The sequence below is a fragment of the Leyella stercorea genome, assembly GCF_021531355.1.
Taxonomy (GTDB): domain Bacteria; phylum Bacteroidota; class Bacteroidia; order Bacteroidales; family Bacteroidaceae; genus Prevotella.
Genome location: NZ_JADYTS010000004.1, coordinates 17,303 through 34,333, shown reverse-complemented (window position 1 = coordinate 34,333; position 17,031 = coordinate 17,303). Strand labels below are relative to the sequence as shown.

The following is a 17,031-nucleotide window of genomic DNA, read 5'->3' as shown; positions in this document are numbered from 1 at the left end:
AGTGTTCGAATGATTAAATTAGATTTTTATGAAAGGCGATGCACAACCCCTAATAAAATTCTTTGATGGATCGGACAAGCGATTCATCATACCTCTGTATCAGCGCAACTATGACTGGAAGGAGGAAAACTGTGAGCAGTTGTTCCAAGATTTGATGAAGCTACATAACAGTGACCGTAAGAGTCACTTCTTTGGCAGTATCGTATCAAGCATTCAGTCGGGAACAGAAGACAGATTCATCATTGATGGTCAGCAGCGAATCACAACCGTTTCGTTGCTGCTGATAGCTATGGTCAACGCAAAGAAGGCAGGACAGATAGAGGCTACTGATGCAAAACTTGTTGAGAAAATCTTCAAGCGCTATCTTGTGGATGAATATCAGGAGGATGAGCGTAAGGTGAAACTTAAGCCCATCAAGAAAGATATGCAGGCATTTGATGCGTTACTGTATAAACCAAAAGAACAATATATCAAGGAGTCGAACGTGACTCGCAATTATGATTTCTTCTATGACAAGATAATTCGTGCTGGTTTAACCCTCGACGAGCTCTTTGAGACAATAAAGAAACTCGAAGTCATCAACATTCGTCTTGACGAAGATGATGACCCACAGTTGATATTCGAGAGTCTGAACTCTACAGGTCTTGACCTAAGCGAAGCAGACAAGATACGCAACTATCTCTTGATGTCACTCGCACCTGCAGAGCAGGATAATCTTTATACTCGATTCTGGAATCCAATAGAAGAATTTACCAAATACGACCCATCATCTTTTGTGCGTGATTACCTGACCATGAAGCAAGGTAAAATAGGTCGTATTGATAAAATCTACTTCATATTCAAAGAGTATGCAGAGACTGCAAACATTGATAGGGCTACACTCTTGGAAGATATGCATCACTATGCCAAGATTTACAGCCAAGTAGACAATGCTGAAGTAGGTACAGCCAAGCTAAATAGAAAGTTGAATCAGCTTCGGACGTTGGATTCTACTATTGCTTATCCTTTCTTTATGGCATTCTTCGACTATGCAACTAAAGTAGGATTGGCAGAAACAGAAATCTACCAAGTTCTTGATGTCATTGAAGCCTACTGGGCTCGCAGAATCATTTGCAATCTTCCATCTAATGCTTTGAATAAGGTTTTTGCCACACTTCACAGAGATGTGTTGAATCACGTCAACAGATCGAGTGACGAGACTGCACCTTCATATATTGACGTGCTGAAATACGTTCTGCTAAAGAAGGGGCGTTCTTCGGTGTTTCCATCAGACGAGGAGGTGAAGGGCGATTTCAAGACACGCCAAGTATATAAGATGCCTGTCAATGCTCGTATGTTTATACTTGAGCGCATGGAGAACCAAGACAATAACGAACGTCATGATGTGGTGAAAGAACTGACCGAGAAGAATATCACGATTGAGCATATCATGCCACAAACATTGTCTGACAAGTGGAAAACCGCGTTGGGCGATGATTGGGAAAGAATTCATGAGCAATATCTGCATACGCTGGCAAACCTTACCCTCACTGGATATAATTCTCAATATAGCAATCTTACCTTTATTGAGAAAAGAGACATGGAGAAAGGTTTCAAAGACAGTGCGTTTCGGTTGAACAACTCTGTGAAATCGTGCGAACAATGGACTGAAACGGAACTAAAAGCACGTCAGAAAGAGCTACAGGATGTGTTTATGCGGCTTTGGCCTATGCCTACAACATCATTTGAACCGTTGAGCCGTGAGGCGGAATCTGCATCACTTGACGATGAGGATTATGAATTCACAGGCAAGAAGCTTCAGGCGTATATACTTCATGGAATTAGATATACAGTCAATACATGGAAGGAAATGCTCATTCAAGTATGCGGACATATACTGATAGAAAAACGTTCAACCATAGAATGGCTTTGTGCAAACGAAAAATACGGTTTCTCAACTACACAAGATGGTTGGAAACGCGAACTTGCACAAGGAATGTATGCATGGACTGATAATAGCACAGCTAGCAAGATAAGCATACTTCGTGGAATGTTCGAAGAATGCAATATTTCTGCCTCAGAACTCATTTTTGAATTTCGTTCAGAACTGGAAGGAGAAGACGAGGAATGATTTTTTATAGAAAGTAGATATTGTTTACTGCGGCACAGCTCATTAAGAGTTGTGCCGCATTTTTTATGGCTATTTCTTCTTAGGGGTTTTCGTCAGTTTATACGCCACGTGCATCATCACATAATTAGGTATAGTGTTACGCCATACTTCTGTGCGTCCCTGTGCATTCACCGTATATGTGGTGTTGGACAATTGGTGGAGGATGTCGAAGCCTTCGGCTGTAAGGGTGAGACGGCCCTTGCAGAAGGAGCGTGTGAGCGAAGCGTTCCATACGAGATCGTCGGTGTTCATCGACTTATCGCCATAGCCGCGGCGAGAGTATTGCTTGAGGTCGGTGGCAAGCTGTATGCCGAGCGGCAACTTATAGGAAAGCGTCATGCCGTAGTTGTAGTCGTAGGCGTTAAGCGTCTGGAAGTTGTCGCGGTTGCTTGTAGAGTTGCGCCATTGTGCATCGGCAACGAGAGCCAGGCTCAAGTCGCCCTTTTGGAACGACAGCTTCAGATAGTCGCGAAGTGTTGAAGTGTAGACACGGCTTAATACGGAGGCTGCTTTGTTGATGTCGACATCGTAGGCTATGTCGAAGTCGGTACTCTTGGTGTAGTCGAGCGAGAGACGTGTCTCTATAGCGAACAGTCCCTTCTTGTCGAGTTTGCCAGAATAGACAACATAGGGATTGAGGGTCCAGTTGCCCGAATGCACGTTGTCGCTCATATAGGCGTAAGCACCTGTTTGCGTATTATAGGTGGTGCGCGTGCCTATCATGTCGGTATATACCGAGCCGTTGAGCGCAATTGACAGAATGCTCTTGTTCTTGAAGATGAAGTTAACATAACTATTGATGTTATGCGTGACGGATGTCTTCAGATTAGGGTTGTTGACGCGGCGTGCAAGCGGATTGATGTCGTTATCGATAGGCATAAGCGACTCCATGCTGGGTTGGCTACAGTTAAGGCTATAGCTGGCATTTAATTCAAGCTTATCGTTCCATTTGTTGAAAAACAGCGAAGGCTCCACAAGCCACTTGCGGCGAACAGCCGTTGTGTCGACCGAGGCACAGCTGTAGTTGATGCGCTCGCGCACAAGACGGTAGGGCAGACTCAACGAGAAGTAAGTGTTGCTATGGTTGTACAGCAGAGTAGGCTCACCTTTATACTGACGTGTCAGCAAGCGGTATGTCTTGCTATTCTGCATGTCGAGAGCAAGGAGCAGGGAGTCGCGAGTTGATGGCAAGCGGTCGAGCTGCTGCTGGTCGAAACGGTTGTATAAGCCGCCAAGACGCTCAAGACGATAGTTGAGCAGGTTGGTAGAAATCATGTTCTGGTTATATTTCTGGCTCAAACTTACCGTCCAATTGTTCAGCTCAACGGAGTAATTGGCTGATGCACCATAGTTGTAGGATTTGTTGTGGCTGTCGGCATAGACACGACGCAGATCGTTCTTGTTCTCGCGCAGATACTCGTTGTTAGAAAGGCTGAAACGGTCCTGAGGCTTGTTGGATGTGTAGCTGCCGTTCAGATTGAAGCCGAGCCTGTCGCCCCAGGGCAAATTAAATCCAAACATAAAGCTCTCGTTGACTGATGTTGTGCGGAACTTTGTGAGACTTATTGTCTGCGAGCGGTTGGTGGGAGAATCCGCAGCCATATTGCCTTCCGAATCGAATATGGCACGCTCTGAAGAGGAGTTGTTGGTACCGTCGCCATAGTTGAACGATGTTGACGACTGTAGATAAAACGTACTCTCATCGGTGTAAGTTATCTTGTTGTTGGCATTCAGGCGAAACTCCTTCTGCACGGAGGTTGAGCTGGAACGGTTGAAGATGTTGCCTGCCGAGGCAAACTGTTCACTTGAAGAGCGTGTGATGTCTGTAACATCGTTCCATGAAGCTATGGCATCGAATTGCTCGCGCAAGCTGCCTGCCTTGTTCTGTGTGCTAAGACTCGTGCCCACCTGCTTGGTGACGGTCTGACCTTGCGGACTGTTCGACGGACTCCAGTCGCCTTCTCTTCCTGGACTGCGATTCTCATTGACGTTGTTTACATTGCCAAAGACGGAGAAACGGGTGTGGTCGTCGTAGTAAAGTCCGAAGAGACGCGCCATGTAGCGTTGGCGTGTGCCTCCTGCCACTTCGGCATTCGATATGTATCCACGGTTGTACTCACGCTTCAGCTCCACGTCCATAACGTAGTCTTTCTTCTCCACTTCCTTGCCTACAAGTCGGCTTTTCTCTGTCGACTTGTTGTATACCTTAAGGTTCTGCACCGTATAGTGAGGCAGATTGTCGAGCATTATCTTGTTGTTGCCCTTGAAGAAGTCCTTGCCGTTGAGCGTGAGGTAGTCTATCTTCTTGCCGTTAACATAGATGTCGCCATTGCTCTTAATCTCGGCTCCAGGCAACTGCCGTACGAGGGCGTCGAGCATAGAACCGTCGGGCACATTGAATGCGCTGGCATTATACACGAGTGTGTCGCCACGATAGGTGAACTTCACCTTGGTGCCAGTCACTACCACTCCATCCAAGTCCACCTCTTTATGTATATCGCTCTGGGCGAGTTTCTTCAGGTTTAGGTCGGGCATTCTGAAGCCGCGGTTGCGTGCTATGCGCTTAACCTCGTAGTCTTGACAGTTGGTGGCATAACCCTCACACTCTGCCTTGACAATATATTTTGCAGGCTTAGCCTCAACCTCGAAGCGCGCTCTATAGTCGCGTTGCCATCCTTTGCAGGTGATTGTGTCGACCACCGTACTGTCCTGGCGCATCAATGTGACGTGAGCCTTAAGCTCAACACCCGTGAACGAGTCCTTGACATACTGCAACAACATTACAGTACGCTTGGGCTTGTCGGTTTTGGTGTTTTGTGCCGCTCCCCCTATCACATTGAAGAGGAGGAGAAGCAATAACGGTAAAATACGCTTTGTCTTCATACGGAAGAAAGATTAGATGATGTTTCTATTGTTTTCTTAAGCCCTCATGCACCATCTTCACATATCCTCCATTGGTCACAATGTCCTTGACATCGTGCTGACCTATGCGCAGACGATACTCCAGTATTCCACCTTTATGACGGAATGGAGCGGTTGAGAGATAACGCCATGCGTCATTGCGTACAACATCGTCAACCCATGTGGTACTGTCGTTTTGCTGGCATAATAATGGTATCTTGCGGCTTTCCTCCCACAACAATCCTTTGAGTGGAATATTAGAGGCAGAGCCATAACCGTCGAGACGCAATACCGAGAGACACTTGCCCTCGCTCCACACGCTCAGCGTGGCATCAACAACCGAACAGCTCGAAAGACACTCAAGCATATAGTCACCCTCTTCCTTTGCCTCCTTGCGGCTCATGGCAAACTCTATAGGCAGGTTGCTCTTGTCTGCCCTGATGCGAATAGGATTCATATCCATACACAAAGGGTCAGCATCCGACCAACCATAAATGGTCTCACCAAAGTTCTTGGCTACTTCTATGTCCCAGCCATTCTGCGAAGTCAATTCCCAGTTGTTGCGGTTCATATAGATGCCATTGTGCGTGTTTTCTAACCTATTGTATTCTCTACTTTTTTTTTGCATCTGTATGCCTATCATCACAAACATAATGAAGCCTAACGTCACAGCCACAACCCAAATGCCCGAAAGCATAGCTATAATGCCTGTCCGCGTTGGCTTGGGTTCCGACTTAAAGGAACGTACGATAAGGAGCAACGGAAACAAAGCTGCTATGAAACAACACAACGCCGACACTACTATATAGAACTTCATGTAAGGTATAGAGGCCATAACGCTCAGGGTAATGTTGTCGTTGGTGAAGAGTCGTATGAAGGGCTCACCTATCACGACATAGGCTATCGAGAAGATGAAATAAGCCAAGGCAAAGGCTATCAACACAGAGAAGCTAATAAGAGCAACTGCCTTTATGCTAAACTTCACAATCTCTGATATTCCAGACAATATGCCGCCACCCTTGCCACGTTTTATGGTTGGCTTCACCTGCTCCTCTGCCTCAGCAATAATAGCCTTGCTTATCGACTCGGGAGTAACCTCCTTGCCCGTCATGCTTAGTCGCTCCTCGGTTGTTCGTGCCACGGGAGCCACAAGCCACAGCACTATATAGATGATTATTGGCACAAAGAAAAGAAAAACTAACAAAGGACTGATGAAACAATAGGGCAATGTCTGATTGAGGGCAAATGCCGCCATAAGAAAGAGTACTATGCCTACTCGCCATACAACGATGTCGCCACCACCACAATAATGACACAATCCGGAGATAACTCCTCCACCTATCTTGTCCTTACCGTCACGATAGAAACGATGGGTGCTCACGTGATGCAGAACACGGTCAGTCCATTTTCCGCCAATGGCTTCTGCCTTGGCATTGGTGTAGGTATCGTTGGAAGCATTGGAATTGCTTTCGCTTTGAGCTTTGCCTTCGCTTTGGCCGTTGTCTTTGCATTCTCCTTCGCCTTGGTCTTCTCCTTCGCTTTGCTCCTTGTCCTCGCTATCAGCTTCTGCGTCAGAAGTTTCTTCTATCTTAGAATCAGCAACTTCTTCCACCTCACTCTCCATTTCGTCGGGATTGCCTATGCTGCTGATAATCTGCTTCACGGTGTCGATGTCGATGGCAGTCATGCCATTCTCCTTCAAGCTCCACAGATGTTCTGCCACACGATGCTCAATGTCGTCGAATATCTCGTCGCCTCCATCGCGCTTGGCAAAATAGCTGCGCATGTTGTCGAGATAGTTCTCAAGAAGTGTGCAAGCGTCCTCGTCGATGGCATAGAGCGTACCGAAGAGGTTTATGTTGATGTTCTTCTTCATAATTTCATTCAGATTTCAGGGTTATTCATTCGGTTTTATGTTCTTTAATACGTTTACGGTGTGGGCTATTTCCAGCCACGCCTTGTCGAGTTCGCTAAGCGTAGCCTCACCTTCGGGTGTAAGGGAATAGTATTTGCGCGGAGGACCTTGAGTTGACTCCTGCCACTCATAGCCAAGCAAGCCGTCCTTCTTAAGACGTGTCAGAAGCGGATAGAGCGTTCCCTCCACCACTATCAGCTCCGCCTCCTTCAGGTTGGCTATGATATCGCTGGCATAGGCTGCACGATGGCGCAGCAATAGCATTATGCAATACTCAAGCATTCCCTTACGCATCTGTGATTTAGCGTTGTCTATATTCATTGCTTTCGGTTTTAAATGCGTTAGTATATGTTTCCGATTGCAAATGTATGCATAATCTAAGTACTATGCAATACATAGTACTGTAAAACTAACAATATTAAGCCTGTATTTAACCTTTGTTTGCAGTTTTACATTAGTAATAGACTTAAGAAAAAACAAAAAAGATAGCGAACTTACTTTAATTACATACAAAAAAAGCGCTATGAAAAGGGCAAAAGCAACATAATAAAATACTTTTGCACTTTTCATAGCGCTATGCTATGCTATAAAAATTCTTCTCTTAATTGTTAAAGGCTGATTTTCTTTTTCGCACCCTTACTTTCGTTGCTTAAACGGTCGAGCGACGTAACGATGTAAGTATACTTCTGCTTGCCGCCTTCGTATGGCAGACGGAGCATCGTTTCGGGTGTGATGCCTACGATCTTCGACGGGTCTTCAAGATTTATCTTTTCGCCCTTCTTAAAACGATAGACTACAGATTTCTTAACCTCATCGCCCCACTTCTTTGCCTTAGGATTGGTCCAGAACAATACCGGACCGTCGGCTGTCCATATAACAGCAAGCTTCTTTGGCTTCTTAGGAGCCTTAGAGTCGATGAACGGCATACGCGGCTGCAAGGCCGGATAGCGCCAATAGTTGGTGCGCAGCATTGTGCCATAGTTGCCTATATTGTCAACAGCTGCCTTGGCATACCACAATACTGTGCCCTGAACATTCTGCTGCTGCTGATGCAGTGCAAACTTGGCAGGCATCTGATTGATGTTAGGATTGTTCAAATCAGCAGCCTTTACAGTACGCTCCACATCCTCGCCAATGAACAACGGACGCTTAGATGCGTAGCGGTTCCACCAACCGATGAGTGTCTGATAGTCGGCTGCCTTGTGACCTATTTCCCAGTAGAGCTGTGGCACGGTATAGTCAACCCATCCGTTGTTGACCCACAGCAGTATGTCGGCATAAAGGTCGTCGTAGTTCTGCGTACCATTGGTATTACTACCTACCTCAACACCAGCACGCTTGTTGCGGTAGATGCCAAACGGTGATATGCCGAACTTTACCCAAGGCTTGATTTTGTGTATGCTCTCGCTACACTCCTTGACAAACATATTCACATTGTCGCGACGCCATTCGGCACGGTCGGTAATGCCATTGTTGTACTGCTTGAAGTCGCGGTCGTCAGGTATCTCTTTTCCTGCCACCGGATACGGATAGAAATAGTCGTCCATATGGATGCCGTCGATGTCATATCGGGTCACGATGTCATTGACAACGCTAATGATATACTCGCGGTTGCGCGGCTGTCCGGGATTGAGAATGAACTGTCCTTCGTAGGCAAACACGCTGCTCGGGAACTTCATCAATCTATGGCTAAGGTGCAATGCTCTTGTCGTCTTGGTCTTGGCACGATAGGGATTGATCCATGCGTGCAGTTCCATACCACGGCGATGACACTCGTCAATCATCCACTGCAGGGGGTCCCACATAGGCGAAGGGGCCTGTCCCTGCTTGCCGGTGAGGAATCGGCTCCACGGTTCGATGTCGCTCTTGTACAGCGCGTCGCACTCGGCGCGCACTTGGAAGAAAATGGCATTGACACCATCCTTCTGCAACTCGTCGAGCTGATAGCTGAGCGTCTGCTGCATCTTCTGCGTCGACATACCGATGAACTGACCATTTACACACTGAATCCAAGCTCCGCGAAACTCTCGTTTGCGTGGATTGTACGTGTCGGCATTAGCATAAATTGCGGTACCGATTATCATCAGCACCATCATAAGGATTTTTGTTCTCATTTAGATTGATTTAGATATTTTTTTGATTACGCTGTATGCTTTGTATAGTCCGAGTTCGCCAGCCTTGCTAAGGTCGGCAATTCCCTCGCTCTTCAGTCCGTTCTGGACACGTGCCAATCCACGATTGTAGTAGGCCTCAGCCAGACTGTGGTCGATGTTTATGGCTCGTGTGAAATCGTCGATGGCATGCGTATAGTCGCGTTCGGCCATATATACACAACCACGGTTGTAGTACAGATACTGATTGTCCTTGTCGGCCTGTATTGCCAAACCAAGATCTGACATTATACGTGCAGACTTCAGCGATGCTGATGTAGCGTCGGCCTTAGCATTACGTGACTGCGTGTCAAACTCGTTCATCATTGTCTGGCAATAGGCTCGCTGCCAAAGCGCAACGACAGATGTAGAGTCAAGATCCAGACTGGCCTCAAGGTCGGAGATGGCACCCTCGTAGTTCTGTACTACCGTCTCTGCCACAGCTCTCTGCACAAGTGCAGCGGCAAGCTTCTGCTGACCTTTCGTTGTGCCAACAACAGTTGTGAGCGAATCGACACGTTGCAGCATGCGTCGTGAAGCCACTTCGTCCATCGGCACCGTACCACACACTACATATAGACGTGGCTGCGGATGAGCACTGTTGAAGGATTCCACCTTTTGCGCGAAGGCATGATATGTGTGCACATCGTTGGCCATCGGAGCAAACGACAGATGATACATCGGCTGGGCGTCGAGACCCGTTGCACGGTTCTGCACACGTCCGCGATACTCGCTCTTGTATTCATGCTCGGCGTTGTTCTCGTCGGCAACGACAATCTGGTTGTACTTGTTGGGGTCGATTTCGCTGCGTCGGCGCATCTGCTTACGCTTGCTGTTGCTCCATCGTGGCTGAATGCCAAGACGCTTGTCCATCTGCGCCTTCATGATACGGAACTCGTCCATCTCTGCCTTAGCTGTCATGCCGAGGCGGCGATAGCAGTTGGCGCGTGCCGACAGACCCGTCCAGAAGTTGGGATATTCGTCGATCATGCGTGTATAGTCGCGAATGGCAGCACGCAGATTGCCCGTCTTGTCGAGCAGTATGGCACGGTTGTATATAGCCAGAACGTTGTCGGGCTCCATACGTATCACGTAGTCGAAGTCGGTGATGGCTCGGTTGTCGTCGCCCAGCTGCATACGCAGCAGTCCACGATTATAATGAGCAAGGAAATTGTCAGGGTCGAGATCGAGCGCCGTATCATAGTCGGCCATAGCACCACGCAGATTGTTAACGTTGTAACGTGCCAAGGCTCGATTGACGTAGTTGCCTGCATTCTTAGGCTTCAGATGTATCGACTTGCTCAGATACGTATCGGCATCACGCCACTTGCTTCTCGACAGCGATATCATGGCACGTGTGTTCCATGCGTCAGCATCGTAGGGGTCAACTTCCAGACTGCGGTCGAGCCAGTGGTCGGCTTTGGTAGTATCCTTTTGCGCTAGATACACCTGCGCCTTGAGCGAATAGGCTGGTGCAAACTTCTTCCACTTCACGATGACGGTGTCGAGGTCGAGCTGGGCACGACTGTAGTCCTTGTCTTCCACACGGCATAGTGCACGGTTGTACCATGCGCTTTGGTTCTGCGGATTGAGGCGTATGGCTGCATCGTAGTCGGTTATGGCCTGCGCATAGTGCTTCTGTCGAATGCGACATAGTCCGCGCAGCTCATACATATTATATATATAAGGGTTGAGTCCGATGGCGTGCGTCACGTCCGACTCGGCACCTCCGAAATCGTCGAGATAGAACTTGGCAAGGCCTCGAAAAAACCAAGGCTCGTAGAGATATGGCTTTGCCGTGAGCACCTGATTGAAATACTGTATCGACAGCACGTAGTCTTCATAGTACAGCGCACTGCGTCCCGACACCATAAGGCGGTCGGTATTATATTGGGCTGAGGTGCGCTGGGGCGTGAGCACTAACACCATTATTGCAACAAGCATCACTCCATAGCGCCAAGGGTATGGCGTTATGGAGCGGACATTGCATTGATGCAACAGATATTTCATTATTTGTGAAATGGTCATACGATTATTGTTGGTATGCCCCATATGTATCGTTGGGGCCTTTTTATTTCTTAGGGGCCTTGGTGCGGTAAGCACAGCGGAAGCGTCCGAGCAGCAGATTCTTCAACTTGCCTCGCACCATCTGTCGGCGCATGGGCGAGATGCGGTCGATGAACATCTTGCCGCCAAGATGATCAAACTCATGCTGCATTACGCGGGCAAGATAACCTTCCACCCACTCGTCGTGCTCTACAAAGTTCTCGTCCTGATATTTCACATGTATACGTGTAGGACGTGTCACACTCTCGTGAATTCCGGGCAAAGAGAGGCAACCCTCCTCCATTGTCTCCTTCTTCGAATCCTCGTCGTATTCGAGGATGTATGGATTGATATAGACATGGCGGAAGTCCTTATACTCTGGCATGTCATCGCTCAGAACATCAAGGTCGATGACGACAAGACGAATGTCGAGACCTATCTGCGGAGCTGCCAAACCGATGCCGTCGCTGGCTGTGAGTGTTTCAAACATATTGTCCACGAGAGCTGAAAGCTCGGGATATTCGGGGGTAATGTCCTGAGCCTCCTTGCGAAGCACAGGCTGACCGTAAGTGTATATTGGTAGTATCATAATGCAAAAGTACTAATTATAAACTAACCGAAAAATTTATTTAAGAAATATTTTAGATTAGGTGACATAATTATAAAAAAATTGATACCATTGAAAAATTAAAGCACAAAAAAGGAGACCATGGCGAAAAGTCATAGCCTCCTTTTTTATGCTTTTATTGTAAGGATTTATAATCCTTTCGACCGCAGATAGTCCTGCAGAATTATCGTCGCACTTATCTCGTCTACCAACGCCTTGTTCTGGCGTGCCTTTCGGCCTATGCCGCTATCGATTATGGCTTTATGGGCAAGCACAGATGTGAAACGCTCATCGAAAAACTCGATGGGAATATTGGGCATCTGCTTGCGCCACTGCGCCACAAACTGCTTGACACGCGCCAAGTTCTCGCTTGGCTCGCCATTAAGTTGGCGTGGTTCGCCTATGACAATACGCTCTACCGGCTCACGCGACACATAGTCCTTAAGATATTTCATAAGGTCGGACGTTGCCACTGTGGCCAATCCACCCGGCACTATCTGCAACGGGTCGGTAACGGCCAAGCCTGTACGCTTCTTGCCGTAGTCAATGGAAAGTATTCGAGACACTTTTTTTATTTCTTATATAGCAACCAAGCGCCAGGATACTGACCGATGAGCTGGTCGCGTGAGCTTGCAGCTTCAGTCTTTGTAGCGAATGTTGCAGCAACAACACGATAGAGTCCGCGCTCTGCGTTGTACACAATCTGGGCGTTCTTGCCTGCATTCTTGAGCTGGCTCTGAAGTCCCTCAGCGTTAGCCTTAACTGAGAACGAACCTACAACCACACTGAAATTGCTCAAACCCGAACCGCTAATAAGAGTGAAGTCCTCTGAACGTACAGACACATTGTCTGAGTTGTCAAGAACTGTAGTCTGAGTAGCAGGTTTCTCAACGAGAGGAGCTACTACCGGAGCCTGCTCCTGAACCGGAGCTGCAGGCTGCTCATGCTTGGCCTGAGCCTTATCGTACATTTTCTTATAGGCACTCTCATTCGACTTGCAACTTGTGAAAGACAATGCCACGCAGATACCTACGCACAAAACCAATGATTTCTTCATACCAATGTAGTTATTAGAATTTTGTTTTTAATGTTCTATATTACAGCACCATATTTTGCCACCATTTTAAATGGTGTTCCATGCCATTTAGCTGCGAAATTACAAAATATATTATAATATACGTTCCGAATGGCACATAAAGATTGTTAAAAGTGTCCTTTTGCCTAAAGGTGCTCTCGTTATTCTGCATCCACTGTTATCACTTCTCCGTCGTAAGCCAGTGTCACCCCTTCAGGCATACGCTTCTGAGCATCGGTATAGAGTCCGATATGATGGCACACATGTGTAATGTATGTTTGCTTAGCACCGATGCGATGTGCAAACCGTACGGCATCGTCAACCAACTGGTGTGAGTGGTGGTCTTTTTCAAATCGCAGAGCGTTGACAACAAGAGTTTCCACTCCTTCGAGATACGGCAATTCGGTATCGGCAATGGTCTTCATGTCGGTGATATATGCAAACGAGCCTATACGAAAACCGAGTATGGGCATCTTGCCGTGCATCACCTGTATAGGCACAATGGTCAGGTCGCCCACATGCAGCGGCTCATGAGGCGCTATCTCGTGCAGTTCGAGCTTTGGCACACCAGGATAAAGATGTTCGCCGAAGCAATAAGGCATGATGTTGCGCACATGCTGACATGTCTTTTGGTCTCCATACAGTCGGATTGGACCGAAAACCGAGAACGGGCGCAAATCGTCGATGCCACCAACATGATCATAATGGATATGGGTCAGCAGGATTGCGTCGAACGGCTTGAATGGCAACGGCATTAGCTGCTGGCGTATGTCGGGACCGCAATCAACGAGCACACGTGTGGTAGCCGATTCAACAAGGGCCACGCAACGCAGACGACGGTCGCGAGGGTCGCTGCTGCGACATACGTCACACTGACAGCCCAGCGACGGAACACCACCCGAAGTACCCGTACCCAAGAGAGTGACCTTGAGTGAAGAGTGAAGAGTAAAGAGTGAAGAATGAAGGGAAGAAAGGGAAGTATCCATGAAAATAACTAAAGAATGAAGAATTAGAAATCCTATTGCAACACAAAGGGAAAAAGGGAAAAGCACAGCGCATGCAGGCACATTGATTTTTCACTTTTCCCTTTTCACCATTCCTTTATATGACGTTCACTTCAGGGTGTATTTCAATACCGAACTTTGCCTTCACGTCCTTTATTATCTGCTCGTAAAGCGTCACCACTTCGCTGCCTGTAGCCCCACCACGATTCACCAGTACAAGAGCCTGACGGTCGTGCACACCTGCCCTACCGAGCGAGCGGCCCTTCCATCCGCACTGTTCTATCATCCATCCTGCTGGTATCTTGATATGCTCGTTGTCAACTACATAATGCGGCATTCCCTCGTATTGTGCGGCAAGACGCTCGTATACGTCACGGCCAACAACGGGGTTCATAAAGAAACTGCCGGCATTGCCCATCACCTTCGGGTCGGGCAGTTTGGCCTGGCGTATCTCAATGATGGTATGGCGCAACTCTTCGGCTGTAGGCGTTACTATGCCCTTGGCTTCAAGCGAATGGCGAATGTTGCCATAGTCAAGATCGGGAGTAAATGTGCGTGAGAAGCGATATGTAACATGCGTAATGAGATACTTATTCTTCCACTCGTGCTTGAAGCGGCTCTGACGATAAGCATACTGACAGTCGGCATTGAACATACGCACCACATTGCCTGTAGCTATCTCCACTGCCTCCACATCGAATATCAAATCCTTGGCCTCGGCTCCATAAGCACCTATGTTCTGAACGGCACTGGCTCCCACCTCGCCCGGAATGAGCGACAGATTCTCGGCTCCATGCCATCCGTTTGACACACTCTCAGCCACAACATCATCCCACGTCACGCCCGAACCATAGCTTACAAACACGTCGTCTGCCGATTCAGCGCAAGCGTCAGCCATAACCATAGCCTTGTCGCATATAGCCGAATGAACCACAATGCCTTCATAGTCGCGAGTGAGAAGCAGATTACTACCCTCGCCCACGATAATAAACGGCATATCCGATTGGGCGAGTATACCAGCCACCTGACGAGCCTCGTCAACGGTTTCAAACTCAAGAAAGCGACGGCATCGAGCATCAATGCCAAACGTGTTGTGCGCCAAAAGGCTGCAATCAAGTATATCCTTCATTACATTATTAGTTTCATTAGTTTCCAATGTCCACCTTTGCGGCGGAATGTCAGTTCTGTTTCCAGACCGTTGGCTATGCCGCGAATGACAAATATCTTCTGGTTGCTTTCAGAATATTTCTGACCGTACAGAATGTTATATATTGTGGAATTAGGTAGTTCAGGAGCAAACGACAACCACTGCTCGGGCGCCAGAATACCTTCCATGCTTCCGAAGTCGTCGTCGGGATTAGGACCTGTGAACTCAAGCGGGTCGTTTATACTTGCCACCTGGAATGTCGTGTCGTTGACAAACTTATGATAGAACGACAGGAACGATGCATTCTGATTATTGTGCATAGTTGTGTTGACTACTGTTGTCATCATCCATTGGCCGCTCATTCGATCAAACACATACTGACGCACATGACGGCGCGGCAGATTGATGCGCTCTACAACTACATGGCCAATGGTAGTGTCCTTAACTACATTCATCTGACGCAGATTATCAAAAATAAGCGTATAAAAATCCTGATGCATAAAGAAATGCTCCATCTTCCAACGCTTCTTTGGCACAAATGTGGTGTCAGAACCATTGACAACAGGCAACGGGAACACTATACGCTTCATCTGCAACTTACGATTGGCCGCAAAGTTGAAGAAGAAGTCGTCGAACAGCTCGTCGGCTGCCTTGGGCATTGGAGCCTCGGCTATAATCTGATCCAGAGTGTCGGTTATCGCTTCAAGACTGTCCGTCTGAACACTGTCCGAATCAGCCACTACCGCAGGCTTTTTGTCTGAACAACCTGCCGAAGAAAAACAAATCATGCATGCCCCAATGGCACACACAATAATCAAAACACCTTTTTTCATACTACATTGTGGACTTAATTATATCCCTCAAATTTTCGGCAAAAGTACAACTTTATTTCGATATAGTTCTTTATTATGTCAAAAAATATTACCTTTGCACTGAATTTCAAAGCAAAATACAAAATACAAATATATGATTTTAGAAAAGATAGACCAACTTCTTAAGGAAGTGGGCAATCTTCAGGCTAACAATGCCGAGGAGATTGAACAGCTCAGACTGAAATATCTAAGCAAAAAAGGCGAGATTACAGCCCTCATGGCTAACTTCCGCAACGTAGCTGCCGACCAGAAAAAGGCTGTCGGAATGAAAATCAACGAGCTCAAGCAGCTCGCAATGCAAAAAATCAACGAGCTGAAAGAGCAGAACGAAGTGGCAGAAGAGTCGGCCGACGACTTCGACCTTACCCGTTCGGCTTACCCCATACAGCTCGGTACACGCCACCCGCTCAACATCGTAAAGAACCAGATTATCGACATATTCCAGCGCATGGGCTTCACACTGGCCGAAGGACCTGAGATTGACGATGACTTGCACGTGTTCACCAAGCTCAACTTCGCTGCCGACCATCCCGCTCGCGATATGCAGGATACATTCTTCATCGAGCAGAGCCCCAACGACGTAACAAAGAACATCCTTCTGCGCTCGCACACTTCCAACGACCAGAGCCGCATCATGGAGCATCAGCAGCCACCTATCCGCGTTATCTGCCCGGGTCGTGTATATCGCAACGAGGCAATCTCGGCACGCGCTCACTGCTTCTTCCACCAGTTGGAGGGTCTGTATGTCGACAAGAACGTTTCGTTCACCGACCTCAAACAGGTGCTCCTCACCTTCGCCCGCGAGCTTTTCGGTCCGGACACCAAGATTCGTCTGCGCCCCAGCTACTTCCCCTTCACCGAGCCAAGTGCCGAAATGGACATATCATGCCACATCTGTGGCGGCAAGGGTTGCGGATTCTGCAAGCACACAGGATGGGTTGAAATCCTCGGTTGCGGTATGGTAGACCCCAACGTACTTGAGGCTTGCGGCATCGACAGCAAGGTTTACACCGGCTATGCATTCGGTCTTGGCATCGAGCGCATCACCAACTTGAAGTATCGCGTTGCCGACCTCCGTATGTTCTCGGAGAACGACACACGATTCCTCGATGAATTCGTATCAGCCGAATAATATTCAGCATAAAAGATTCAAATTATTTGAGAG

Annotated in this window: 13 protein-coding genes; 2 read left to right on the top strand and 11 right to left on the bottom strand. The window is 47.7% G+C overall.

What is annotated here, in order from left to right:
* Nucleotides 1–28 precede the first annotated feature (28 nt).
* The gene (locus tag I6E38_RS02385) at nt 29–2,110 is read left to right on the top strand and encodes a DUF262 domain-containing protein (protein WP_235392487.1); all 2,082 of its coding nucleotides are present in this window, start codon (nt 29–31) and stop codon (nt 2,108–2,110) included.
* A gap of 69 nt (nt 2,111–2,179) precedes the next feature.
* Here the strand turns inward: I6E38_RS02385 and I6E38_RS02380 are convergent, their stop codons facing one another.
* The 11 genes from I6E38_RS02380 to I6E38_RS02330 all read right to left on the bottom strand — a co-directional run bounded on the left by I6E38_RS02380 (nt 2,180) and on the right by I6E38_RS02330 (nt 15,827).
* Nucleotides 2,180–5,032 (bottom strand): outer membrane beta-barrel protein, encoded by a 2,853-nt coding sequence (locus I6E38_RS02380; protein WP_235392486.1) that lies wholly within the window; start codon nt 5,030–5,032, stop codon nt 2,180–2,182.
* A gap of 25 nt (nt 5,033–5,057) precedes the next feature.
* On the bottom strand, nt 5,058–6,926 hold the full coding sequence (locus tag I6E38_RS02375; RefSeq protein WP_235392485.1) for a PspC domain-containing protein: 1,869 nt from the start codon (nt 6,924–6,926) through the stop codon (nt 5,058–5,060).
* A gap of 21 nt (nt 6,927–6,947) precedes the next feature.
* Entirely contained in the window at nt 6,948–7,286 is a 339-nt protein-coding gene (locus tag I6E38_RS02370) for a PadR family transcriptional regulator (protein WP_235392484.1), read from the bottom strand.
* A gap of 287 nt (nt 7,287–7,573) precedes the next feature.
* Nucleotides 7,574–9,061 carry a glycoside hydrolase family 10-like protein gene (locus I6E38_RS02365; RefSeq protein ID WP_455070381.1) on the bottom strand — a complete coding sequence of 496 codons (1,488 nt, stop codon included), beginning with the start codon at nt 9,059–9,061 and terminating at the stop codon, nt 7,574–7,576.
* Between the two features lie 18 nt (nt 9,062–9,079).
* Nucleotides 9,080–11,059 carry a tetratricopeptide repeat protein gene (locus I6E38_RS02360; RefSeq protein WP_235392537.1) on the bottom strand — a complete coding sequence of 660 codons (1,980 nt, stop codon included), beginning with the start codon at nt 11,057–11,059 and terminating at the stop codon, nt 9,080–9,082.
* A 127-nt stretch (nt 11,060–11,186) separates the two neighbouring features.
* Nucleotides 11,187–11,750: a peptide deformylase gene (def, locus tag I6E38_RS02355; RefSeq protein ID WP_235392483.1), complete on the bottom strand. Its 564-nt coding sequence runs from the start codon at nt 11,748–11,750 to the stop codon at nt 11,187–11,189.
* A 167-nt stretch (nt 11,751–11,917) separates the two neighbouring features.
* Nucleotides 11,918–12,334 (bottom strand): Holliday junction resolvase RuvX, encoded by a 417-nt coding sequence (ruvX, locus tag I6E38_RS02350; protein ID WP_235392482.1) that lies wholly within the window; start codon nt 12,332–12,334, stop codon nt 11,918–11,920.
* Between the two features lie 5 nt (nt 12,335–12,339).
* The gene (locus I6E38_RS02345) at nt 12,340–12,825 is read right to left on the bottom strand and encodes an SPOR domain-containing protein (RefSeq protein ID WP_235392481.1); all 486 of its coding nucleotides are present in this window, start codon (nt 12,823–12,825) and stop codon (nt 12,340–12,342) included.
* A 179-nt stretch (nt 12,826–13,004) separates the two neighbouring features.
* Nucleotides 13,005–13,829 carry an MBL fold metallo-hydrolase gene (locus tag I6E38_RS02340; RefSeq protein WP_235392480.1) on the bottom strand — a complete coding sequence of 275 codons (825 nt, stop codon included), beginning with the start codon at nt 13,827–13,829 and terminating at the stop codon, nt 13,005–13,007.
* A 115-nt stretch (nt 13,830–13,944) separates the two neighbouring features.
* Nucleotides 13,945–14,976, bottom strand: a complete 1,032-nt coding sequence (gene murB, locus I6E38_RS02335) for a UDP-N-acetylmuramate dehydrogenase (RefSeq protein WP_235392479.1) — start codon at nt 14,974–14,976, stop codon at nt 13,945–13,947.
* A complete protein-coding gene (locus I6E38_RS02330) occupies nt 14,976–15,827 on the bottom strand; it encodes a DUF4348 domain-containing protein (protein WP_235392478.1) in 852 nt (283 codons plus the stop codon). Before I6E38_RS02330 ends, murB begins: the two co-directional genes overlap by 1 nt.
* 133 nt (nt 15,828–15,960) lie before the next feature.
* Between I6E38_RS02330 and pheS the strand changes: the two genes are divergently transcribed.
* On the top strand, nt 15,961–16,998 hold the full coding sequence (pheS, locus tag I6E38_RS02325; protein WP_235392477.1) for a phenylalanine--tRNA ligase subunit alpha: 1,038 nt from the start codon (nt 15,961–15,963) through the stop codon (nt 16,996–16,998).
* Nucleotides 16,999–17,031 lie beyond the last annotated feature (33 nt).

Coding starts and splice junctions, on each gene's coding strand:
- I6E38_RS02385 (WP_235392487.1), top strand. CDS start 29: ATGAAAGGCGATGCACAACCCCTAATAAAATTCTTTGATGGATCGGAC.
- I6E38_RS02380 (WP_235392486.1), bottom strand. CDS start 5,032: ATGAAGACAAAGCGTATTTTACCGTTATTGCTTCTCCTCCTCTTCAAT.
- I6E38_RS02375 (WP_235392485.1), bottom strand. CDS start 6,926: ATGAAGAAGAACATCAACATAAACCTCTTCGGTACGCTCTATGCCATC.
- I6E38_RS02370 (WP_235392484.1), bottom strand. CDS start 7,286: ATGAATATAGACAACGCTAAATCACAGATGCGTAAGGGAATGCTTGAG.
- I6E38_RS02365 (WP_455070381.1), bottom strand. CDS start 9,061: ATGATGGTGCTGATGATAATCGGTACCGCAATTTATGCTAATGCCGAC.
- I6E38_RS02360 (WP_235392537.1), bottom strand. CDS start 11,059: ATGCTTGTTGCAATAATGGTGTTAGTGCTCACGCCCCAGCGCACCTCA.
- def (WP_235392483.1), bottom strand. CDS start 11,750: ATGATACTACCAATATACACTTACGGTCAGCCTGTGCTTCGCAAGGAG.
- I6E38_RS02345 (WP_235392481.1), bottom strand. CDS start 12,825: ATGAAGAAATCATTGGTTTTGTGCGTAGGTATCTGCGTGGCATTGTCT.
- I6E38_RS02340 (WP_235392480.1), bottom strand. CDS start 13,829: ATGGATACTTCCCTTTCTTCCCTTCATTCTTCACTCTTTACTCTTCAC.
- murB (WP_235392479.1), bottom strand. CDS start 14,976: ATGAAGGATATACTTGATTGCAGCCTTTTGGCGCACAACACGTTTGGC.
- I6E38_RS02330 (WP_235392478.1), bottom strand. CDS start 15,827: ATGAAAAAAGGTGTTTTGATTATTGTGTGTGCCATTGGGGCATGCATG.
- pheS (WP_235392477.1), top strand. CDS start 15,961: ATGATTTTAGAAAAGATAGACCAACTTCTTAAGGAAGTGGGCAATCTT.